Raw genomic sequence first — 20983 nt, 5'->3', positions numbered from 1 at the left:
TAGTATGGGTCGGGATGGATAACTATCGACCATGGACATCGAGACCGTCAAAGAACGGGCCGGGCCCCGGCAGTTCAGTCCGAAGGACGACATGCCGGAGGAGTACCGGAAAGCGGCGACCCGCATGATCCAGTTCCATGCGAACTCGGAGATCATGGGCGCGTATCTGGAGCGTCCGTTCATCCGTCAGTCGCCGAGCCTCGACCGGAAACTGGCGTTCAGCGCGAAGGTGCAGGACGAGATCGGGCACGGACAGCTGCTCTACCGCGCCGCCGAATCGCTCGGCATCAAGACCCGCGAACAGATGCTAGACGAGTTGGCGAACGGCGAGGGGAAGTTCCTGAACTGTTTCCACTACGAGATGACGAAGTGGTGGGAGACGCCGATGATCGCCTTCTTCGTGGACGGCGCGGCGATGCGCCGACAGGCGACCCTGAAGCGTACAAGTTGGGAACCCTACGCCCACGCGATGGACAAGGTTTGCTTCGAGGAGGGTTTCCACGTCAAGCACGGCGAGGACATCATGCGCGAACTCTCGATGGGGTCTAAGAAGGAACAGGAACTCCTACAGGACGCCTTCGACGAGTGGTGGCCGCGTATCATCCAGTTCTTCGGACCGACGAATGACAAGAGCACCCACCACGACTTCTCCGCCGACGTGGGACTGAAAACGATGACGAACGACGACCTGCGAAACGCCTTCCTCAACGCCTACATCCCGAAGGCGGAGAAGTACGGGCTGGAGATTCCGGACGAACCGCGCATCGAGCGCGACGAGGAGACGGGTACGTACAAGGTGCGCGAAGACGACTTGGATTGGGACGAGTTCTTCCAGATCGCCAAGAACAGCTACGAACCCGGTGTCGGACAGATAAACGGTCGTAAAAACGCACAGGAAGCGGTCGAGTGGGTTCGAGACGTACTGGACGACTGGGAAACGAGCGGTTCGAACACGCCGGTGGCGGCTGATTAACATGATTTGGGAAGTGTTTCGACAGGAGGAAGCGGGCAAGTATCACACTCACTGCGGCAACGTTCACGCGCCGGACCGCGACATGGCGCTCATGTTCGCTCAGATTCAGCACGGGCGGCGCAAGCCGACGAACAGTCTCTGGGTCGTTCCGAAAGATGAAATCGGCGAAGTCGATGCCGACGAGACGACTTTCGGCGGGACGACGGACAAGTCCTACCGCTGGGTGATGGCGTACAACCGCATCGACTCCAGTTTCGCGGAGGAAATCGAGAATTCGGAGGCCGAACAGGAAGAGGCCGACCGACAACGGGGTGAAGCGTGATGTCGGCGCAGCTCACCGGGCCGGACGACCTGAGTGACGAGGAGCGAGATGCGGTCGAATCGCTCCTCTACCGCCTCGCCGACGACGAATTCGTCCTCGCCGAACGCTACACGGAGTGGCAGGTTCGCGCCCCGACGCTAGAGTCGGATCTCGCCATCTCGAACATCGCGCAGGACGAACTCGGGCACGCCCGCCTCTGGTACGACCTGCTGCAGGATTTCGGCCACACCGAATCCGAACTCATCTTCGAGCGCGAACCGAGCGACTTCCGGAACGCGACGCTCGTAGAACTCCCCTTCGAATCGGGCGACTGGGCCGACGCCATCGTCCGTGGATACTTCTACGATGTGGCCGAGCAGTTGAGCCTCCAAGCCCTCGAAGAAACGTCGTACCCGCGAATCGGAAACCGAGTGGCGAAGATTCTGAGCGAGGAGGACTACCACCGCGAGCACGCCCAGAACTGGCTCGAACGACTCGCCAGCGACGACGAGGGTCGAGAGCGCGTGCAGTCGGCGGTCGACAAACTGTTCCCCTACGCGCTAACGCTGTTCGTCGGCGGCGAAGCTGACGAGCAGATTGACCAACTCGGCATTCGAACCCAATCGCTCGAAGCGATGCGCGAACAGTGGCTCGACATCGTCGTGCCGTTCCTCGTGTCGCTGGACATCGACGTACCGGAGGAACTCCAGAGCGGTGACCCGGACGAACTGCTCCCCGAGCATGTCGGGCGTGACGGCAGCCACACCGACGACTGGTTCGACCTGCACGAGGACATGACCCGATCGTACCGCGAACTCGGGCGAAGCGAAGCCCACCGAATCATGCCAGATCCCGACGATGAGTAACCGACCACAAGAGTTCGAATCCGAACCCACGGCCTGCGCGTACACCGACTACTCGTCCGGCGGACGCTCTCCGGACGATCTTCCCGCCACGGGCAAAGGAGCGACCGGACTCGAAAAGCGCGTTTGGGACGCCCTCTACGACATCGAAGACCCCGAGATGCCCATCAGTATCGTCGATCTGGGGCTCATCTACGGAGTGGAGTGCGAGACACTGGAGGAGTCACACGAAGGCGGCGACGCCGCCGGAACGAAGGTGACGGTCGTCATGACCCTCACGTACACCGGTTGTCCGGCGCGGAAGATGCTGACCGAAGAAATCGAGGAAGAAGTCGCCGCGGTCGAGGGCGTCGAGCGCGCCGACCTCGAACTCGTCTGGAATCCCCCGTGGTCCATCAAGATGGTGACCGAACCGGGCAAAGACGATCTCCGGGAGTTCGGCTTGAGCATATGAAACGACTCGACCCGAGCGTGACGACGAGCGGCGAGGACGCGGGCGCGGAGTGTCCCTACTGCGGTTCGACGGACACCGAGCGCGAGCACCCGAAAGGGCCGTCACTCTGCCGGTCGATGCACTTCTGTAACGCCTGCGAACAGCCGTTCGAGAAGTTCGAGTAGGCCATCACGCTCTTTGGTTCGAAGGGCGTACCCCGACGTATGTCTGCTAATCGACCGACACGAGAGGAACTGCGCCGAGGGATGACCGTCGAGATCGAGCAGACGAACGCGGAGAACTCGGACGACGCCCAACCGCTTCGGGGCGAAATCGCCAAAATTCTCTCGGAAGAGGGACAGCGAACGGAACCGGGCGGCGTGAAAGTCCAACTGGATTCGGGCGTGACGGGCCGAGTGATGCGCGTCGCCCCGGACGAGTGATCACCGCGATTCGAGATCGAGCAGCCGTTTTTTGAGTCCCAGTCGGTCGTTCCCACCACTGGAGTAGCCGCCGAGACCGTCCGCCGAGACGACGCGGTGGCAAGGGACGACGATGGGCACGGGGTTGCGCCCGCAGGCCTGCCCGACGGCGACGGGGGCCGTGTCGAGCGCGTCGGCGAGGTCGCCGTAGGTTCGCGTCTCGCCGCGCGGAATCTCCGCCATCGCGGCCATGACCCGCCCGGTGAAGGTGTCGGGGTACGAAACGTCGAGGTCGAACTCCCGGCGATCACCGTCGGCGTACTCGCACACCTGCCGGCGGATTTCGTCGGGTGAGGCGGCGACGAGCGATCCGTCCAGTTCGGACTGCCACTCCCAGAGCGAGACGAACATCATCGCCTCCTGAGTACCGTCACGGGGCGGTGGAGCGTTCCCGGTTCGCACTCCTCGACCGGTTCTGAGAGGTCGAAGCTGTCGAACCAACCGACGTGCTCGAACTCGGATTCTTCGGCGAGCATTCGAAACTCTTGGGGTGCGAATGTCTTGATTGTATGCTCTTCGCGGAATCGGCGCGTCCCGTCGGGTGTTTCGACCCGCGTCGTGAGGGTCTGTCGCGCCAACTGCTCGGCCGGGTTCACCGGTTCGCGGTCGATACTGAAGCGAACCGTCGTGTCGCCGCGCATCGCCTCCCACTCGCTTTCCGAGGACATACCGCCGTAAAAGTCGATGGAGCCGTCGATACAGTAGAGCGACCCCGGCGTCAGCGATTCAGCGACCGATTCGAGGTGCGACCGGAGCGCGTCGTTCGAATCGAGGTACAACGAACTCAGCGCGCAGAAGGCGAAATCGACGCGCTGAGGGAGGAAAAAGTCGGCCATATCCCGCCGGAGGAAGGTCGCCTCGATGTCGTGCTCGCGCGCCTTCTCGATGGAGTGCGAGATCATCTCCGAGGAGTTGTCGAGGCCCGCGTACCCGTATCCGCGAGCGTCGAATTCGAGGAGGTAGGGGGACGGGCCGCACGCGATTTCGAGCACGGAGTCAGCATCGCCCGCACCCTCGCCGAATCGGTCGATGCAGGCCTCGAAGAAGTCCACTTCAGCCGCCACGTCGCGGAAATCGAAGGCGATTTCGTAGTAGTTCGGATGCGCGTAGAAACCGGCCATAGGAGCCAACTCTGGGGACGGGTCTTAACGACTGTCATCACCACAGGAAGGGTTGGATGAGGGGTGTGAGCTGTTCGATTCTAGGAGACAGGGTCGAGTTGTTTTCCAAATTTCACGCTCGCTTCGCCTCCGATACGAAACTCGCCCGGGACGAGGTAGACGTAGGTTTAAACGAGAAGCCGCACAACCCACGACCATGACCGAATCGGACGCCGAGGAGGGGTGGTTCGCGGGCGTCGAGCCGGACGACGCAGAGGCTGGCGCACGGGCCATCCGCGAGGGGAGCGTCGACGCCCCGGCGGACTGGCCCGTGCGAGCCGTCGAATCCGGCTTTGCCGCGGACGAATCCAACTACTACGCGAAGCTCCGGGCGGCCAGTATCCGGGCGACCCGCGACGCGGTGACGGAGCGCGAACGGGCCGACGACCGCCAACTCGTCCACGCCGTTCGAGCCATGGACGACTGCGAGTCGGAGGCGAACGAACTCGCCGAGCGCGTCGCCGAGTGGGCCGGGACGCTGTTCGCGGACGCCGGAACCGGAATCGAGTACGCCCGAGAACTCGCCGAACGGGAGCCCGAATCGCCGGTCGAAGAACGCCTCGTCGCGCTCGCCCGACGCGTCGCTGACCTCGCGGACGAGCGCGATGACCTCCGCTCGTTCGTGGAGCGACAAGCCCCCGCGGTCGCGCCGAACCTCGCCGACCTCGCCGGGCCGGTGCTCGCCGCGCGACTGGTCGCCTTGGCGGGCGGACTCGAATCGCTGGCGAAGATGCCTGGCGGGACGGTACAGGTGCTCGGCGCGGAAAACGCTCTGTTCGCTCACCTCCGGGGACGGGCGTCCTCGCCGAAACACGGCGTCATCTACACCCACGAGTACGTTCGCGGAACCGCGCCCGAGCAACGTGGCTCCGCGGCCCGCACGCTCTCTGGCAAACTCGTCATCGCCGCGCGCATCGACCACTACTCCGGCGAGCGCAAACCTGAGTTGAAGGAGGAACTCGACCGTCGGATGGCGGCGATCCGGTCGCGGGGTGACGATAAGTGAACCGTTTCGACGGCGGAACGAGCCTCCCCGATGGCGTCGAGCGGCGGATGTTCGACGGTGAGGGCCGACTGGCGACGCGAGGGACGCCCGCTTACGGTGAGCCGACCGACGGCGAGTGGCGGTGTTGGGACGCCCGGCGCTCCAAGCTCGCCGCGATGCTGGAGCACGGAATGGATACCGGGCTCAGCGGCGGCGAAAAAGTGCTCTACCTCGGCGCGGCGAGCGGGACGACCGTGAGCCACGTCGCGGATTTCTCGGGCGCGACCTACGCGGTCGAGTTCGCGCCCCGCCCGACCCGCGACCTGCTCGACGTGGCGGAAGCGCGCGATAACCTCTTTCCGCTCCTCGCCGACGCTCGCAAGCCGTCGACCTACGCGCACGTCGTCGAGTCGAACCTCGACGTCGTCGTGCAGGACGTAGCCACCCGCGGGCAGGCGCGCGTAGCCTGCGAGAACCGCCGGTTCCTCCGCAACGACGGACACCTTCTCCTCGCCGTCAAGGCTAGAAGCGAGGACGTGGCGATCGACCCCGGGGACGTGTTCGACCGCGCGCTGGAGTCCCTCCGCGAGGAGTACGAAGTACTCGAAACGCGACGGCTCGAACCGTTCCACGCCGATCATCTCGCCGTCGTCGCGGTTCCCCGGTAGCGATGACCGTCTCCGGAAGTATTTACCCGCCCGATTGCTAACTCCCAGAAAATGGATCTGGGTTCGGCCGAGAATTTCACGGAGCGAGGAACGCTCGGCGTCGAAGAGGAGTTCTACGTCGTCGACGAGCGCGGCGTCCCGACCGCGGGCACCGACGAACTCGTCTACGAAACCGACCCACCGGATATCCTCGAAGGCCGACTCGACCACGAACTATTCAAATGCGTCATCGAAACCCAGACGCCGAAAGCAACCCTGTCGAACGTGGACGAGCAGGTGCGTGCAGTCCGCGAGGCGCTGGTCGAACACGCGCGCGGCAACGGATTTGGTATCGCGGCGGCGGGTCTCCACCCTGGCGCGAAGTGGCGGGAACTGGAACACGCCGAGAAGTCGCGCTATCGGGCACAGCTCGACCGCATCCAGTACCCGCAGCACCGCAACACCACCGCCGGCCTTCACGTTCACGTCGGGGTGGACGACGCGGACGCCGCGGTCTGGGTGGCGAACGAGGCTCGCTGGTATCTTCCCGTCATGCTTGCGCTCTCGGCGAACTCCCCGTACTGGAACGGCTACGACACCGGCTTGGAGTCCGCCCGCGCCAAGATATTCGAGGGACTGCCGAACACCGGGATGCCCACCGACTTTGAGGATTTCGAGACGTTCGCGCGGTTCGAAGAGATGATGGTGGAGAGCGGCTCGATAAACGACCGAGGGGAGCTCTGGTACGACGTGCGCCCCCACTCCGAGCACGGGACGGTCGAAATTCGGACGCCGGACGGCCAGGCCGACCCGGAGTACGTGCTGGCGTTCGTCGAATACGCCCACGCACTCGTCCTCGACCTCGTGGAGCGCTACGAAGACGGCGAAAGTGGCTACTGCCACCGTAGGGAACTGCTGGACGAAAATAAGTGGCGCGCGATGCGCCACGGACACGACGCCTCGTTCATCCGCCGCGACTGCGACGGCGAAATCTCGCTCGCGGACGCGGTCGAACGCGAGTGCGACCGACTCGGAATCTCCAGAATCCGCGACGTCTTCGACTGCGAGAGCGGTGCGGAGCGCCAGCGACGCATCCGCGACGAAGACGGCTTCGAAGCCCTCTGCCAGTCGCTCCTGCTGTAGGCAACTTTTTTACGCGACAGTGGCTTTTGTCCTCTCGGGAACGACAATGTCCGGGGAAGACACGAACGACAAAAACCGTGAGGAAGACGTGTCGGTCGAGGACGACACCGTCGAAGAAGCCGAGATAGAGGACGTGGACGAGGGAGTGGAGGTGGAAGAAGAACTGACCGCCGAGGACGAATCGACCGTAACCGAGCGCGTCACCGTCGAGGACTCTGGCGAGGAGAAGACGGTCGTCGAAGAAGACATCTCCATCGAAGAGTCTGGCAAGGAACGTCTCTCGCGGGGACGAAAACGACTCGAAGAGGAGGCGGATAGAGCGGTCGAGGGGTTCGACCAAGGCATCGTCGACTTGCTATCGTGGGTGCTCGACACGGAGACGCGCGCGAGAATCTACGTATACCTCCGCAAACATCCGGGAAGTACGAGCGAAGAGATAGCGGAGGGGACGGGTCTCTACCCGAGCACCGTGCGCGAGTCGCTCGCCGAACTCCACGAAGAGGAGAAAGTCGTCCGCGAGAAACGCGAGAGCGCCGGTGCCGGGAACAACCCCTACGAGTACACTGCGATCGCGCCGAGCGAACTCGTCGGCGGCATCGTCGACCAAGTACAGCAGGAACTCAACACGGTGTTCAACCTCGATAGTCACCTGAACGACGAAGCGTCCACGACGGAACCCGTCAGCATCAAAGTGGACGATAGTTCGGACGAGGAGCGAGACGGGACGAAAGACGATCGCGACGAGCGGTAGTTTCCCGTCAAAGCGAGGCGGGGAAAGACGTTCGGCTGAGGTGACACCTCGACGCATGTTTTATATATCCTCCAAATGTAATCTGTATGAGTGATTTCAGCGACGGAAACGAAACGATATCACACCGAAAGCGGCGTCACGGTCGAAACATCGTTCGACGGCGAGGAGTTCGCGGTTCCGGCGATCCAATTCGAACTCCGTTCCGACCGCGACGATGAAGTCACGGTTTGAATCACCGACCGAATTCCGAATGATTTCCCGATGGATAACGTCGGCTTCCACCCCGAGTACGAGAACGAAAACTGGACGGCGTACAAAGACCACTGCGTCCAGTTCGAGCGTTCGCTCGAACCCGGCGAAGCGTTGACGGCCGTCTACGGGATTCCCCTCTCGGACTGGCAGGACGCGGAACTGTTCCTGAGCGAACCCGAGCTCGAAGAGATTGCGCCGGTCAGTGCCGACGCGGAGGATGAGACGGAAAAGCCAATGGAAGAGCAGACCATCACCGACATCGTCTCCGAAGACAGCAGTCAGGTCGTCCGCGACGTTATCGCGGGCGACAGCGGCCTCCCGGGGTTGGATGACGACGCGGAAGACGCGCCCGGCCCCCTCGTCGATATGGGCGGTGACCCGCTCGCGGAGGCGACCGACGACCCTCTCACCGAAGAGGACGGGTCGTTTGCGGACGATTCCTTCGACGAATCGTCCGACGACGTGCTCACCGATTCGGCCGACGACGTTTCGTCGGAGTTCGAAGGAGAGGTCGCGGACGAGGGACGGGACGAGTCCGGCGGTGTCCTCGAACCCCCCGCGAACGACGGTGTCGAGAACGACGGGTGGACCGCATCGCCGCCGCGACCCGGTGCGTCGCCGCCGCGCTCGCAGACGAGATACGCGCGGGAGAGGTGAACGACGCCGATCTCACGCTCATCCAGCGGGAACTCGACCTCGACACGCCGGAGAGCACGAACGTCCGCATCCGACACCTCCAATCGCGGGTGGACGACCTCGCGGCGTACACCGAAGCGCTCGAGGAATTCATCGACGACAACGGGACGGCCCAGTCCATCATCGAGGAGGTCGAGAACGAGGTCGAAGCCGTCCGCGGCGAACTCGGTGCGATGAACGACGATATCGAGAGCACGAAAGACGAATGTGCACTGGCTCACGCGGGTCGCCAATCTCGAAGGTGACCTCTCCGAGCTCGAAACGGAACTCGACGAACTCGGCGAGTTCGGCACCGACGTGGACTACCTCCGGTCGCAACTCGACCTGGAAAACCTCGTCGCCACGAACACGGTGGAAGCCACCGCACTGGACGACGAAGTCGAAGACATTCGGGACGACTTGGACGACATGCAATCGCTCGAAGGCGAACTGGAGAAGTTGTCGGACGACGCCGTCGACCTCTCGAACTCGGTGTCCGCGACGGAGACGCGATTGGACGATGAACTCGACACCCTGTGCTCCGACCTCGATGATATCGAGAGCGAACTGACCGAGTTCCGCGAGTGGCGCGACCAACTCGGCTCCGTGTTCGGCGGGAACTAACCCCTTTTTACTCACTTGCGGTCGCAGGCACGTGGTTCCTGCCCGCGGATACACATTTCCTGATAGGGAAAAACAGCCATGACGACACCACATCCGGAACGACAGCCGGACGAGGAGTATCTAGAGGACGAGGACGAAATGCGTCCGGAGTACGAGCGTCGACGGTACGGGGAGCCACAGCACGAGGTCACCGACGAGCCCGAACCGGACGAACGGATGTACGGAACGCCGCAGCACGAGACGGGCGAGTCGATGAACGACTTCGAGCTCCTCTTGCTCGAACGCGTCGTCGGCCCCGAGGGAATGTGTTCCGAGGAGGCGGAACTATGACATCGCCGCAGGCAGAGGGTGTCGTCGAACACTGCGAGAACTGTTCGCGGGAGACGACCCACCGCGTCTCCATCGAGATTCGAACCGAGAACGAACGCGCGAACACCAGCGCGTTTTCACGCGAACCCTACCGCGTCAGCACCTGCGTTACGTGCGGTGAGCGCATCAGTCAGAGAATGAACGACGCTTAACGAGGGCGACCGTCCCCGGGGTTGACCGCGAGAGCGTTCTTGACGAGACTCCGATGGCCGCGTCGAAGTCGCTCCGAAACCGCCTGATGAGAGATATCTAAACTGTCGGCGAGGTCGTCCGCCGTCGATTCCCGCGGAATGTCATAGTACCCCGACTCCAGCGCCATCAACAGCGTCTCGTGTTGGTCTTCGGTCAGACCGAAGAGGCCGTGGCGCGTCTCGCTCATCTCGTAGATGTTTCGCACGTTGAGCGAGAGTCCCGACTCCTCGCAGAAATCGTAGGTTGCGGACAGCGAGTCACGATTCGGAAAGAGGATTCGAAGCCGCCAGCGGCTATCTTTTCCGTGAAGGTTCAGTATCGTCGCTTTCTCTTCGACGAGGATGTGGATGACGACGCGAATCTGCTCCACCCACTGCATCCGGTAGAGGCGTTCGTCACCGAGGTCTTCGAGTAGGGTCAGTTCATTGACGCTCGGGTCGTCACCAAGGGCGTCGTCCAACGCGTCGAAGTCGTCCGCGGTCGCCCAGATGTAGGGGAGAACCTGTTTCGTGTCGTGGGCGGCGACGCGAACTACGTCGAATTCGGCGTTCGGAACCTGCTCCAACGTCGTTCGGAGTGCGAACTCCTGCGCCGGAAGTTCGATCTCCGCAATCGTACTCATGCGAACAGAAAAGCCGTCCTAAATACATACGTGCTATGGCTACGTCACGTCACCGATATTACAATCGAACGATTCGTACGCTCGGGTCGAGACGATTTCGTGCAACTGTTCGTCGACCCGCCACACGTCATGAAATCCGACGTACAGCGGTGCCGGACACGTTCGAACTACGTTCGCCGGTCGGAAGTCCACGACGATGCCTCGCTCTTTCAGTGCCTCGCCGATGCGATACGCGTCCTCATGTTCGATGGCGACGTGACCGCCGCGTCGTTCCGAATTTCGGGGCATCCCGACGCGACACTCGGGTATCTCGTCCACCAATCCAATGAGATAATCGGTGAGGTCGAGGGATTACTCGCGCACGGCTTCGATTCCCACCTCCTCGAACGGTTCGAGCGACCCCCAGAGCGGTGCGGCGATGAACACCGGAATCGTTCCGACCTGCTACGCGCCCGCGCCATCGGCGGGCGTGAACGTCGCGTCCATCTCGAACTGCGTCTCCTTGTCGTGACCCCACCAGCCGGCGAGTCCGGGAGTCGTTCCGAAGTGGCCCTCGTTGACGTACGGCCCCGCCACCGCGCCCGGCCCGGCGTTCAGGCACTTGTAGCTACACCAGACGGCGAAATCGACGCCCCACTCCGAGATGTCGTGTGGCACGACCTCCACCGAGTGCGCGATGTCGAATCCGGCCAGCGCGTCGTGTGCGCGGGCCGCTCGAGCGAGTCGTTCCACATCGACCAACTGGCCGCTCCGTAGAGAACCGAGGGCATGAACAGAATCGCGGTGTCCTCGGAGAGCGCGTCGATAACGTCGTCTTCCTCGATCGTTCGACCGTCCCGACTCTCGATCACGACGTGTCGTTCGTCCGGATCGATACCACGCTGGCGCATCTGCGCCCGGACGGCGTAGTGGTCGGTAGGGAAGTCGAGTTCGTTGACGGCCACTTCGCCGCCCTCGTAGAACGTCGAGAAAAGCGCGTGGATGTTCGCCGTCGTGGAGTTCGCAACGACGACCTCATCCTCTTCCGCGCCCAGCAGGGGAGCGAGTCGGTCGTCGAGTCGTTTCCCGTAGTGAAACCAGTCCGGGTTCGCGTCCGTCCGCCCCCGGATGCCCGACTCGCGCCACTCCTTTACCGCGCGCGACAGCGCCAGGCCTGCGTCGTCCGAAAACGCTCCGAGCGAGTTGCCGTCCATGTACAGCTCGCCGTCCGGAACGCGGAATCGGTCGCGCAGGTGCGAGAGCGAATCGGCATCGTCCCGGCGTCTGGCGTCGTCCTAACCGATATCCATATCGCTCGTTCGGATCACAGCCACTTGACTTTGCTCACCCGCGCCAGCGTTCGACCTGCGGTTCGAGGAAATCGGCGACCGACTCCGGGGGCAAATTGAACCATCGAGCGTCGAGCAGTTCGTCCTCGGCGCGGAGGTCGCCGCCGACGCAGACGCCCGAAAACAGCACCGTCAGCATGTAGATACGCTCGTCAGGGTTGGTTTCGAGTGCGATCTCCGTTCGGCGTGCGTGGACTATGTCGGTCAGCCGGCATCGAAGGCCGGTCTCCTCGCGCAGTTCGCGGCGGGCGGTTTCCGAGAGCGTCTCGCCGGGTTCGTGACCGCCGCCGGGAATTCCTCACCGGTCGGGAGCGTCGGGGTGACGAATCATCACGACGCGGTCGTCGGCGTCCGTCACCCAGACGCCGGCGTCGTCGAGCCAGCCTAATTCGGCTTGCCGCCGACCGTGCTCGAAGTAGTCGGGATCGTTCTCGACTCACTCGTCGTGGAGGGGGAACATTCCGTAAGCGCGCCGAAGCCGACGGAGACTGCGGGCCACCGCTTCGCGGGTTCGGACGTCGAGCGACATAATTTCCGTTTGGATAACTGAAACTATAACGTTCCGCCCGGTCAGCACCCGATATGAACCGCGAGATGACGGAGGCAATCGAGCGAATCGAACGTGCCGGCGTCCCGCCGTGGCACAGCTTCTCGGTCGAGAGCGCCCGCGGAATCGAAGACGAGGCCCCATCCCCTCGGAATTAGTATAGCATTATGTGATTTACGCGTTCGATGATCGACACCGAAACGAATCCAAGTCAATTGGTAGCAAACAACGCGCAACCGCGGAAAAATCGCCTCGTCGGCGTACTTCGAATCGAGGATTCGCGCAGCGGGGGGACCGAATTCGACCGGTCAACGCCTCGTTACCGCGAAGAAATGTGAGAATTCGCCGCTCGAACCGAAAAAGGGACTTCGAAACGCGAGGTTACTTGCCGCCCTTGGCCGCCTCTTCGGCGGACATCGGAACGCCCTTCGGGGGTTCGAGATTCGCCTGCTTGCCTGTGTTGGTGCTCTTCGTCTCGACGTCGCCGCCGTGCGTGCCGACGAAGCCACCTTGGATGTCGGAGTTGACGACCTTCGTCGTGCCGTACCATGACCAGACGCCGCGGTTGTTGACCGCGCCGGGACTGGAACAGTTCTCGCCGCAGGGCGGCGTCTTCTCGTCGACTTTCACCACGCAGTTTTTCACGTACGGCGTGCGGTCGCCCTTCGCGTTCATCCGGATGTTGGAGATGTTGTTTGAGTGGAAGTACGAGTCCTCCACGTTCGTGATGCCGGTCGCGCCCTGACTCCCCGGCCCGGACGCGTACAGACCGTTGTTGACGGTCTTGGCGATGTGCGTGCGACGCACCGTGATGACGCCTTGATGGGGCAGGTTGGCGTTCACCCAGACGCCGCCACCGCTCTGTTTGGGCTTGATACCGTCGCCCATGTAGACGTTCTCGATGAGGCCTTTGCCGTCCGACGACTCGACGCCGGGCATCATGATGAAACTCTCACCGCTGTGCTCGCCTTTGATGCCGACGTTACGGATGGTCCAGCCGTTTCCGCTCGTCGTGAACGCTACGCCTGCGCCCTCGGCGGAGACGTCGATGAGTTTGTTCTCGTACGTCTGTCCGTCGCCGACTTCGATGGCCTTGTGTTCGCCGGAGGAGACGGTGACAGTCTCGTACTCCGCCGCACTCGCGAGACCGCCCACGCCCGCAGCGCCTGTCGCGGCAACCGCGGAGCCAGCGAGTTTCAGATACGATCGTCGGCCGAGTAACGATGCATTGTCGGTCTTTTCGTTCTCAAGTTCGCGTGCCATGCAGGTTCAACGAGAGATTGCCAACTTAAAAGTGCGTCGATTTGGGTTCAATGCTTTGCTAATAATTTATAAGAGGGCCTTGCTGCCCCCGCGCATCGCCGGGACACCGGAGCAGTGCAAATCACCGCGTTCGAGCCGTCTAAACCGCAATAACGTTCCGATACCGGTTACCATCCCTGGTTGTCGAGGCGACCGACGAAGTTACGCGCACCGTACTGTCAGTCTTCCCGAGTTTTCTCCCCCGGTAGCGCCGGTACGCCATCGCAGGCGTATTTTCGGGGGAGTTCGCCGACCGGTAAGATGCACCTATCGCTCGCTGACCCGGAGTATAACAAAGTGTTTCCGAGGGGGCGTTTAGAACGATATGAACGAGGGTGTGAGTGAAAACCGGTTTCAAGCGCGTTCCGTCGGACTCCGCCGTCGGAGGTTCGCCTTCTCGTCAACGGCGGTCAAAGGGACGAGGCGAACCGCCGAATTCGGTTCGGAGCGTGGACGATGAACGGGGAGTCGAAAACCGTCGTTCTGGGGTTCGACGCGCTCGACTTCGAGTATCTCGACGCGTTCGAAGACGACCTTCCGAACTTCGGTCGTCTGCGCTCGGAGGGCGTCGCCGCACCCCTTTGCTCGACGCACCCGCCGTGGACCGGAAGCGCGTGGCCGTCGATGTACACGGGCACCGACCCGACCCACCACAACGCCTTCGCCTTCTTCGATTACACCGATACGTACCCGGACGACGCGGCTATCGTCACGCGCAACGACGTGACCGCGCCCGCCCTCTGGAACTATCTCACGGCCATCGACGAACCGTCCATCGTTCTAAACGTTCCAGTCACTCATCCCGCCGAACCGCTCTCGGGTGCGCTCGTTCCGGGGTATCTGGCGAGCGAGGACGTCGAAGGGTACCCCCCGGATATCAGGCGCGAGCTATCCGACGCTCTCGGCGAGAAATACACCGTCTACTCCGAGGGCGAGATGTCGAGCGACAAGGAAGCGAAACTCGACGGGTACGTCGAACTCGTCGGACTGCGCGAGCGCGCAGCCCGATACCTCCTCGAAAACTGGAACTGGCGGGTAGCGGTCGTGCAGGTTCAGAAGACCGACGCGGTCTTCCACAACTTCGACGACCCCGCCGCGTTCCGGCGCGTCTATCGGGCGGCGGACGAACTCGTCGGAACCGTGCTGGAGACGGCGGAGGACGCGAACGTCGTCGTCTGCTCCGACCACGGGATGGGTCGAATCGACGGCTACAAGCTATTCGTCAACGAGGTGCTCCGAGAACACGGTTTCGTCAAGGCGACCGGAGACGGCGACGACCACGGAACCGGCCTCTCCGTGGTGAAGGAGTCGCTCGTGAATCCCGGCGAGCGAACGGACGACGAAGCCGAGCGGAATCTCTCTCAGACCGCGCTTTCGCGGACGGTGGCCGGACTCGACGCCGTCGGCGTCACGCCGGGGTCGGTGTACGCCGCTGCGCAGCGAGTCGGCGCGGGCTCGTTGCTGAAACGCGCGCTTCCGGCAAACGTGCTCGCCGCCGCCGAGCGAACCGTCGATTGGCGTCGCTCGGCGGCGTACTGTCGCGCGCTAGGCGAACTCGGCGTTCGCATCAACCTCGAAGGGCGCGACCCCGACGGCGTCGTTCCCGAGTCCGAGTACGAGGCGGTTCGGTCGGAGATAATCGAACTCCTCTCGGCGCTCCGAACGCCGGAGGGAGAGCCGGTGTTCAAGTTCGTAAAGCGGTTCGAGGAAGTGTCTAACGGCGACGACCCGCTGAGCGGCCCCGACGTGGTGTTCATGCCCGCCAAGATGAACCATCTGGTGCTTCCGAGCCTCGTCGGAAAACGATTCCTCCCCGTCGACGAGTACAATCACAAACCGAACGGCGTGTTCATTGGCGCGGGGCCGGCGTTCGACGGGACGGCGGAACTGGACGACCTCTCGCTGACCGACGTCGCGCCAGTCGCCATGGCGGCCGCGGGGCTTCCCGTTCCCGAGCGAATGACGGGAACCGTCCCGGAGGGGCTATTGACGGTTCCGGTGAGCGAGCGGGAGTACGCGGACGTCGAGTACGGAACCGGCGGGGAGAGCGGCGACGAGGGACGGGTCAAGTCGCGGCTGGAGGATCTCGGCTACCTGTAATCCATGGGGACGGAACGAGAACTTCGAAACCTCCTTTCGAGTGCGAGCCTCGTGTTCGTCGGGGCCGCAGTCGCGTCGGTCGCAAAGCTGCTCGAGCGCATCATCCTCGGCCGAGGCCTCTCGACGGCGGCCTACGGCGAAGTGAACATCGCGCTCACGACGATGTCGCTGGGCGTCACGTTCGCGCTCGTCGGATTCGGACAGGGAATCCCGCGCTACATCTCCCGGTTCGACGACGAACGAGACGTGCGGGGCGCGTGGCTGACCGGCATCCTCTTCACCGGAGCGGTGGGCGTGGCGCTGGCGGGCGTCCTGTATCTGAACGCCGATCTCATCGCCACGAACCTGTTCGACAGTGCCGGTTCGAACCGCCTGATTCCGGTGTTCGCGCTCGCCGTCCCGCTGGTCGTCGGCTACCAAGTCGGTGTCGGCGGAATCCGTGGATTCGAGAACACCATCTACAAGACGTACGTCGGCGACCTGCTCTACCCGTTCGGCAGACTGCTCCTGCTCGGGGCGCTGCTGTCACTGGGCGTCGGGGCGGTCGCGGCGGGCTACGCTTACCTCGTCAGCGCCGCCGTGGCGTTCCTCGTCGCCCACTACCTGCTGAACCGACTGTTTCCGCTTGTCGGTTCGTTCCGACTGCACGTGCGCGAGATGGCGGTGTTCTCCGCGCCGCTCGTGGTCTCGTCCGTCCTCGCGGATCTCCTCACCCGAACCGACACGGTGATGCTCGGCTACTTCACGACCTCTCACGATGTCGGTCTGTACTCGGCGGCGTACCCCCTCGCCAACAGCCTCCTCATCGCCCTCGCGTCGTTCGGATTCCTCTATCTCCCGCTCGCCTCGCGGCTCGACGCGAACGGGGAACGAGACGAGATAGCCACGATCTACCAGCTCACGACGAAGTGGGTCTTCGTGATCACGTTCCCCGCGTTCCTCCTGTTCGTGACCTTCCCCGCCGACATCTTGTCGGTGTTCTTCGGCGAGCGTTACGCCAATGGTGCGTTGGCGCTCGCCATCCTCTCGGTCGGCTTCTTCACGAACGCCGCGGGCGGACGGAACCGCGAGACGCTGTCGGCGCTCGGCCACACGAAGCTGATTCTCGCGGGGAACGCGGTCGCGTTCGTCCTCAACCTGCTCATGAACCTCGCGTTGATTCCGACCTACGGGTTCGTCGGAGCCGCGGTCGCGTCCGCGACCGCGAACGTCGCCCTCAACGCCTTCATGTTCGCCGTGCTCTGGTCGAAGTTCGGCATAACGCCCTTCTCGCAGTGGACAGTTCGAACGATGACGCGCGTGCCGCTGCTCCTGATTCCGCCCACCGCGTTGCTCGCGCAGACGGTTTCGCTCACCATGTTCACGCTCCCGCTCGCGCTGGTTACGGCCGCCGCGGGAACCCTCATCGTCGTCTCCACGCTCGATTGTCTCCAACCCGAAGACAGGGTCGTCGTCGACTTCGTGGAGAGCGTCACGGACACGAAACTGCCGTTCTTGCACGGCTACGTTCCAGAGTCGGCCGAGTGAGCGTTTCGCGGTCGGCCTCTCGTCGTCGACCGCCCTCCGCGCGTGTTCGACGTGTAGAGGGGCCTCCGCCGTGCGCGAACGCTACGTCGTGAACCTGATGGGGAGGGGTGGTCCGAGAAGGAGCACGACAGCGCCCGCAGCAAGCGATAGGAGACCGGTCGCTATCGAGAACTCCCGCCCCCACGCCGCCGGGAGGCGTTCGACCGTGACGACGGTCGTGAGCGCGACCATCCAGAAGTCGTTCATCTCGCCGAAGAAGGGCATCACCAGGAAGAACGGTCCCAGACAGACGAGGAGACAGCTCACGCCGTGCTCGACGCCTTCCTTGAGACCGCCCTCGATGCGCGCTTCATGGGAAACGACGCGCGAACAGCAGTTTCGCTCCCGCGCCCGTTCCGACATCGCCATCACGTCCACCAATCTCATATCTTTCCGCGCCATGGCACTCCCTGTCGGCGTGTTCGGTTACGGCGATCGTCGCGGAGTAGGAACGAGCGAGGACACATCACAGAAAATCGAGGTCGTCCACCGACGGACGTTCGCTCGCGTCGACCTCGAACGCTCGACCGTAGAGGTCGACGACCGTCTCGCGGATTTCGTCGAGGCGGTCGCTTCGGTCGTCCGTACAGTCCGTACCGCAACGGCCGACGAGTTCGTCCGTCGTCGTTCGTTCGTACTTGAGGCGACCCGCGCACCGCGGACAACGCGGTTCGACGTGCGCGTTCATCCATCGAACGTCGAATCCGAGGCGATCGAGGCGTTCGGCCAACGCGTACCAAACGTGCATGTCCCACGCCTCTCGTCCGGTCGCCGTCCGTGTGAGACGCCTCAGCGCGAGAGTCACCTTCGAGTACAGCCTCGGATTCGTCTCGTGGTAACGCTGGTGACAGCGTCGGAAGTAGTTGAACACCGCGACGTTCGACGACCGGAGCGACCCGTTGGTCAGTTCCCCGTCCGGCGAACGTATCGTCGGACGCTCGTCGCTTTTTACGCATCTACGTGAATGGCCTGCGTCGTCTTAGTGGAGTTCTTCTGATAGCGGTGCACCGCTTTTCGGACAGAACGCATAGTTGCCTTTCATCTCTGGCGAACTAGAAACAGTAGGCTGTTCAGTCGGGGGTCATCCGCACCTCGGAGGAACGTCGCCCGGACCGTACTGGCATGATAAATTCTGGTCTGATCATTTAAAAATATCACTACGAGATAGTTAAAAAGATCGGCTTATAATACAGCTAGTGAGAATGAAATTCTCGGGTTATGTTTCCGTTAACGAAGTGGGGCGGTAATCCGACGGTGGATTCTGGTCTAATCGCGGTCGGGTTACGACCTACAGAAACCAATCGGCGATTCGTCCGGAACCGTCGAACCGCCCGGCGGGCGTCTACGAGTATTGTATAGCCACATACGGTTTATCGCATCCGATCGTCGGGTGACCGAGAATCTTCCTCGACGATAAGCGACGTCGTCGCTCAGACGAAGCAAATCCGATACTGCAACCGATTTCGAAGCGTCAGTAGCGCATCGTCGTCGGCCAGCATCGTACACCAACTATCCGGGAAGGCTAACGACAGTCCGGCCTCCGCCGGTTCGACCGATCCCTCGGCCACGGACAATCCGGAGGTTAACACCAGTTGATTTCGCGAAGTGATTCCGGTATTCGTCGAGATTGTTTTCATTCGGCTGATCGACACCGAGACAGAGTGGGTTCGACGTGAACTCCGACCGCGGATCGAGTATCTCTCTGGATAGCACTAAAGGGGAACCTCGTACAGGCCTACCGAGGACAATATCCGGGAGTACAGGGTGCAAGTAAAGTCCTAGCAGCCGGGATAAGTTCGCTTATCACGCCACGTGGGACAAATTGATATACCGGGGGTGAGACGACCACCTATGGCCGAGGACGGAACGGAACGGTCTGTCGTGAAGACGTACATTCCGGAGTACCAAAAAGACGAGTGGCGGGCGCACGCCGACGACCTCGATATGAGCCAGAGCGAGTTCGTCAGGGCCATGGTACAGGCCGGGAGACGCGGTTTCGAATTTGACCCGGTGCAGACCGCTCCCGAGGGGTCGAACCCCGGGGGTGACGAGCTGGAAACACGGTTGATCGACCACCTCTCCTCGGAGAGTCTGTCGTGGGAGGAACTGGTCGAACGACTCGCCGGGGACTTCGAAGATCGGCTCGACCGGACGCTCGACGAACTCCAGTCGAAGAACCGGGTGCAGTACAGCGGACGGCGCGGCGAGTACGTCCTCGTCGGGGGTGGCGATGGCGACTAGTAGCCCCGCCAGCCCGAATCCCGACGACCCAGTCGGATACTTCCTCCAAGACCTCCTTTACCACGGGAAGAGCGAACGAACCCGCGAAGCCTACGAGCGAGTTCTCCGGCGCTTCGAGGCGTTTCTGGGCGACCCCGACCGGAACCCTTCGGGCCGAAGCGTCACGCCCGGAGCGGCCACGCAGCGCGACTGCATGGCGTGGATTCACACCCTCCGAGGCGACCACGCTGGGAGCACCATCGCCACCTACGCCTCCTACCTCCACCGATTCTACGCCTACATGACGCAAGTCGGCGCGTTCGAATCGAATCCGATGGCGCTCGTGGTCGAAGAGTTGCACGAATCCGTCGACAAAGACCCGACCCGCCGCGAGATCTCGGTGGCGAGCATGCGGGAGTTCGTCGCCGGAGTCACCCACCCGCTGGAGCGCGCCGTCGTTCTCACCCTGCTGAAGACCGGCATGCGCGTCGGAGAAGTGTGTAACCTCGATCTTCGGGACGTGAACCTCGCGGACGAGAACGTCCGAACCGCGTACGCGCTGGGAGAGCGACCGCAACTCGACGGACGTCCCGACTCCATCTTCGTCGCCGCAGACCCGGTGCGCGGGCAGGTCGTCAACGGGGAGGAACGCACCGCTTCGAACAAGCGAAAGCGCGAAACCATCGTCCCCGTGGACGACGAACTCCGTCAGGTACTCGTCCAGTGGTTGGCGATTCGACCGGACGTGATTTCGCGTGCGGAGCCGTTGTTCGTCAGCACGAGCGGCGATTGGGGCGAACGCCTGACGCCGAAGATGGTTCGAAACGTCGTCGAACGCCATGCCCGCGAATCGGGGTGGTATCGAACCGGCGGCGGCGCGGAAGAGAACGTCACCCCCCACTACTTCCGACACTTCTTCACGACGCACCTCCGCGACCGCACCGGCGACCGCGGCATCGTGAAATATCTTCGCGGCGACGTGGCGAGCGACATCATCGACACTTACACCCACAACTGGGGCGACCGAGTGCGAGAGGTGTACGAAGCGAACGTCTACTCCTTGCTGTAAACTCACACTGCGAACCGTCTCGGAATCGTGTGACCCGTCCGTTTCGTTTTCGACGCTACGCGAGAGCGAACGGTCAAGCGGGCGGTTTCTCACGTGAGACGGGATTCCACGTTCGAAATCGCGGTCGAATTCGAAAGCCAGTTCTTCGGCCACCGTCGCGGTTTCACGTCGGACACTGTCCGAAACGATCCTTCGTCGAGAATCGGCGCGACACTGCGTCCGTATGGTTTCGAAGTACCGTTCGCAAATTCCGCCGCACTGGCGGCGATTACCATCCCGTTCATCGCCAGCGACGGTGCGCTTGAACGGTGTACCGAAGGCCGGTTGATCAAAGTTGTTCTTGCCGCAAGCAGCATCTGTTGTCTGACATTCTTCTAAT

Annotated in this window: 31 protein-coding genes and 1 pseudogene; 24 read left to right on the top strand and 8 right to left on the bottom strand. The window is 62.6% G+C overall.

The window, feature by feature from the left end:
• Positions 1-31 precede the first annotated feature (31 nt).
• Genes paaA through LIW51_RS08065 form a run of 6 tightly spaced genes read left to right on the top strand, consistent with a single transcriptional unit; the run spans position 32 to position 3013 of the window.
• On the top strand, positions 32-973 hold the full coding sequence (gene paaA / locus LIW51_RS08090) for a 1,2-phenylacetyl-CoA epoxidase subunit PaaA (protein WP_227376682.1): 942 nt from the start codon (positions 32-34) through the stop codon (positions 971-973).
• A 1-nt stretch (position 974) separates the two neighbouring features.
• Complete coding sequence (gene paaB / locus LIW51_RS08085) at positions 975-1295, top strand: 1,2-phenylacetyl-CoA epoxidase subunit PaaB (RefSeq protein WP_227376681.1); 321 nt, start codon at positions 975-977, stop codon at positions 1293-1295.
• Complete coding sequence (paaC, locus tag LIW51_RS08080; RefSeq protein WP_227376680.1) at positions 1295-2140, top strand: 1,2-phenylacetyl-CoA epoxidase subunit PaaC; 846 nt, start codon at positions 1295-1297, stop codon at positions 2138-2140. Before paaB ends, paaC begins: the two co-directional genes overlap by 1 nt.
• Positions 2133-2591: a 1,2-phenylacetyl-CoA epoxidase subunit PaaD gene (paaD, locus tag LIW51_RS08075; protein ID WP_227376679.1), complete on the top strand. Its 459-nt coding sequence runs from the start codon at positions 2133-2135 to the stop codon at positions 2589-2591. Before paaC ends, paaD begins: the two co-directional genes overlap by 8 nt.
• Entirely contained in the window at positions 2588-2755 is a 168-nt protein-coding gene (gene paaE, locus LIW51_RS08070; RefSeq protein WP_227376678.1) for a 1,2-phenylacetyl-CoA epoxidase subunit PaaE, read from the top strand. The genes paaD and paaE overlap by 4 nt, the downstream gene beginning before the upstream one ends.
• A 39-nt stretch (positions 2756-2794) precedes the next feature.
• The gene (locus LIW51_RS08065) at positions 2795-3013 is read left to right on the top strand and encodes a DUF2196 domain-containing protein (protein WP_227376677.1); all 219 of its coding nucleotides are present in this window, start codon (positions 2795-2797) and stop codon (positions 3011-3013) included.
• Here LIW51_RS08065 and LIW51_RS08060 read toward each other — a convergent pair whose 3' ends face one another.
• On the bottom strand, positions 3014-3403 hold the full coding sequence (locus tag LIW51_RS08060) for a methylated-DNA--[protein]-cysteine S-methyltransferase (protein ID WP_227376676.1): 390 nt from the start codon (positions 3401-3403) through the stop codon (positions 3014-3016).
• Positions 3403-4173, bottom strand: a complete 771-nt coding sequence (locus tag LIW51_RS08055; RefSeq protein WP_227376675.1) for a methyltransferase domain-containing protein — start codon at positions 4171-4173, stop codon at positions 3403-3405. Before LIW51_RS08055 ends, LIW51_RS08060 begins: the two co-directional genes overlap by 1 nt.
• 196 nt (positions 4174-4369) lie before the next feature.
• Here LIW51_RS08055 and LIW51_RS08050 point away from each other — a divergent pair, with 196 nt between their 5' ends.
• The 10 genes from LIW51_RS08050 to LIW51_RS08005 all read left to right on the top strand — a co-directional run bounded on the left by LIW51_RS08050 (position 4370) and on the right by LIW51_RS08005 (position 9810).
• Entirely contained in the window at positions 4370-5218 is an 849-nt protein-coding gene (locus tag LIW51_RS08050) for an NOP5/NOP56 family protein (RefSeq protein ID WP_227376674.1), read from the top strand.
• Positions 5215-5865: a fibrillarin-like rRNA/tRNA 2'-O-methyltransferase gene (locus LIW51_RS08045; protein WP_227376673.1), complete on the top strand. Its 651-nt coding sequence runs from the start codon at positions 5215-5217 to the stop codon at positions 5863-5865. The genes LIW51_RS08050 and LIW51_RS08045 overlap by 4 nt, the downstream gene beginning before the upstream one ends.
• Positions 5866-5916: 51 nt before the next feature.
• Positions 5917-6987 (top strand): glutamate--cysteine ligase, encoded by a 1071-nt coding sequence (locus LIW51_RS08040; RefSeq protein ID WP_227376672.1) that lies wholly within the window; start codon positions 5917-5919, stop codon positions 6985-6987.
• A 247-nt stretch (positions 6988-7234) separates the two neighbouring features.
• A complete protein-coding gene (locus LIW51_RS08035; RefSeq protein ID WP_227376767.1) occupies positions 7235-7738 on the top strand; it encodes a winged helix-turn-helix domain-containing protein in 504 nt (167 codons plus the stop codon).
• Between the two features lie 90 nt (positions 7739-7828).
• Positions 7829-7969 (top strand): hypothetical protein, encoded by a 141-nt coding sequence (locus LIW51_RS08030; RefSeq protein WP_227376671.1) that lies wholly within the window; start codon positions 7829-7831, stop codon positions 7967-7969.
• A gap of 30 nt (positions 7970-7999) precedes the next feature.
• The gene (locus LIW51_RS08025) at positions 8000-8647 is read left to right on the top strand and encodes a hypothetical protein (RefSeq protein WP_227376670.1); all 648 of its coding nucleotides are present in this window, start codon (positions 8000-8002) and stop codon (positions 8645-8647) included.
• The gene (locus tag LIW51_RS08020; protein WP_227376669.1) at positions 8575-8931 is read left to right on the top strand and encodes a hypothetical protein; all 357 of its coding nucleotides are present in this window, start codon (positions 8575-8577) and stop codon (positions 8929-8931) included. Before LIW51_RS08025 ends, LIW51_RS08020 begins: the two co-directional genes overlap by 73 nt.
• Entirely contained in the window at positions 8894-9289 is a 396-nt protein-coding gene (locus LIW51_RS08015) for a hypothetical protein (RefSeq protein ID WP_227376668.1), read from the top strand. The genes LIW51_RS08020 and LIW51_RS08015 overlap by 38 nt, the downstream gene beginning before the upstream one ends.
• 78 nt (positions 9290-9367) lie before the next feature.
• Positions 9368-9619: a hypothetical protein gene (locus LIW51_RS08010; protein ID WP_227376667.1), complete on the top strand. Its 252-nt coding sequence runs from the start codon at positions 9368-9370 to the stop codon at positions 9617-9619.
• Positions 9616-9810: a DUF7835 family putative zinc beta-ribbon protein gene (locus tag LIW51_RS08005; protein ID WP_227376666.1), complete on the top strand. Its 195-nt coding sequence runs from the start codon at positions 9616-9618 to the stop codon at positions 9808-9810. The genes LIW51_RS08010 and LIW51_RS08005 overlap by 4 nt, the downstream gene beginning before the upstream one ends.
• Here the strand turns inward: LIW51_RS08005 and LIW51_RS08000 are convergent.
• From LIW51_RS08000 to LIW51_RS07980, 3 genes and pseudogenes are all read right to left on the bottom strand, one after another.
• Positions 9807-10472, bottom strand: a complete 666-nt coding sequence (locus LIW51_RS08000) for a helix-turn-helix domain-containing protein (RefSeq protein WP_227376665.1) — start codon at positions 10470-10472, stop codon at positions 9807-9809. The genes LIW51_RS08005 and LIW51_RS08000 overlap by 4 nt on opposite strands.
• Before the next feature lie 39 nt (positions 10473-10511).
• A pseudogene (kynU, locus tag LIW51_RS39085) lies at positions 10512-11704 on the bottom strand (kynureninase).
• Positions 11705-11795: 91 nt separating this feature from the next.
• Entirely contained in the window at positions 11796-12038 is a 243-nt protein-coding gene (locus LIW51_RS07980) for an NUDIX hydrolase (RefSeq protein ID WP_227376766.1), read from the bottom strand.
• On the opposite strand from LIW51_RS07980, the gene LIW51_RS07975 reads away from it, so the two are divergent.
• The gene (locus tag LIW51_RS07975; RefSeq protein WP_227376661.1) at positions 11991-12188 is read left to right on the top strand and encodes a hypothetical protein; all 198 of its coding nucleotides are present in this window, start codon (positions 11991-11993) and stop codon (positions 12186-12188) included. The genes LIW51_RS07980 and LIW51_RS07975 overlap by 48 nt on opposite strands.
• Before the next feature lie 194 nt (positions 12189-12382).
• Positions 12383-12505, top strand: coding sequence for a hypothetical protein (locus LIW51_RS38465; protein WP_255767412.1), 123 nt, complete (start codon positions 12383-12385; stop codon positions 12503-12505).
• Positions 12506-12728: 223 nt separating this feature from the next.
• Here LIW51_RS38465 and LIW51_RS07970 read toward each other — a convergent pair whose 3' ends face one another.
• Positions 12729-13610 carry a hypothetical protein gene (locus LIW51_RS07970; RefSeq protein ID WP_227376660.1) on the bottom strand — a complete coding sequence of 294 codons (882 nt, stop codon included), beginning with the start codon at positions 13608-13610 and terminating at the stop codon, positions 12729-12731.
• 495 nt (positions 13611-14105) lie between these two features.
• Here LIW51_RS07970 and LIW51_RS07965 point away from each other — a divergent pair, with 495 nt between their 5' ends.
• Both LIW51_RS07965 and LIW51_RS07960 read left to right on the top strand, forming a co-directional pair.
• The gene (locus LIW51_RS07965) at positions 14106-15749 is read left to right on the top strand and encodes an alkaline phosphatase family protein (RefSeq protein ID WP_227376659.1); all 1644 of its coding nucleotides are present in this window, start codon (positions 14106-14108) and stop codon (positions 15747-15749) included.
• Between the two features lie 3 nt (positions 15750-15752).
• Positions 15753-17276, top strand: a complete 1524-nt coding sequence (locus LIW51_RS07960) for a flippase (RefSeq protein ID WP_227376658.1) — start codon at positions 15753-15755, stop codon at positions 17274-17276.
• Between the two features lie 81 nt (positions 17277-17357).
• On the opposite strand, the gene LIW51_RS07955 is transcribed toward LIW51_RS07960, so the two are convergent.
• Positions 17358-17717 (bottom strand): copper chaperone, encoded by a 360-nt coding sequence (locus tag LIW51_RS07955; protein ID WP_227376657.1) that lies wholly within the window; start codon positions 17715-17717, stop codon positions 17358-17360.
• On the opposite strand from LIW51_RS07955, the gene LIW51_RS07950 reads away from it, so the two are divergent.
• On the top strand, positions 17716-18279 hold the full coding sequence (locus LIW51_RS07950; protein ID WP_227376656.1) for a hypothetical protein: 564 nt from the start codon (positions 17716-17718) through the stop codon (positions 18277-18279). The two genes, LIW51_RS07955 and LIW51_RS07950, sit on opposite strands and share 2 nt — an antisense overlap.
• Positions 18280-18745: 466 nt before the next feature.
• Here LIW51_RS07950 and LIW51_RS07945 read toward each other — a convergent pair whose 3' ends face one another.
• On the bottom strand, positions 18746-18883 hold the full coding sequence (locus LIW51_RS07945; protein ID WP_227376655.1) for a hypothetical protein: 138 nt from the start codon (positions 18881-18883) through the stop codon (positions 18746-18748).
• A 283-nt stretch (positions 18884-19166) separates the two neighbouring features.
• Here LIW51_RS07945 and LIW51_RS07940 point away from each other — a divergent pair, with 283 nt between their 5' ends.
• The 3 genes from LIW51_RS07940 (at position 19167) to LIW51_RS07930 (ending at position 20982) form a co-directional block, all read left to right on the top strand.
• Complete coding sequence (locus tag LIW51_RS07940) at positions 19167-19556, top strand: DUF5805 domain-containing protein (RefSeq protein ID WP_227376654.1); 390 nt, start codon at positions 19167-19169, stop codon at positions 19554-19556.
• Positions 19546-20604, top strand: coding sequence for a tyrosine-type recombinase/integrase (locus tag LIW51_RS07935; protein WP_227376653.1), 1059 nt, complete (start codon positions 19546-19548; stop codon positions 20602-20604). Before LIW51_RS07940 ends, LIW51_RS07935 begins: the two co-directional genes overlap by 11 nt.
• 93 nt (positions 20605-20697) lie before the next feature.
• A complete protein-coding gene (locus LIW51_RS07930; RefSeq protein WP_227376652.1) occupies positions 20698-20982 on the top strand; it encodes a hypothetical protein in 285 nt (94 codons plus the stop codon).
• The last annotated feature ends 1 nt before the right edge of the window (position 20983 follow it).

This window comes from Haladaptatus halobius (assembly GCF_020618475.1).
GTDB classification, from domain to species: Archaea; Halobacteriota; Halobacteria; order Halobacteriales; family Haladaptataceae; genus Haladaptatus; species Haladaptatus halobius.
This window is presented reverse-complemented; position numbering and strand designations above follow the sequence as displayed.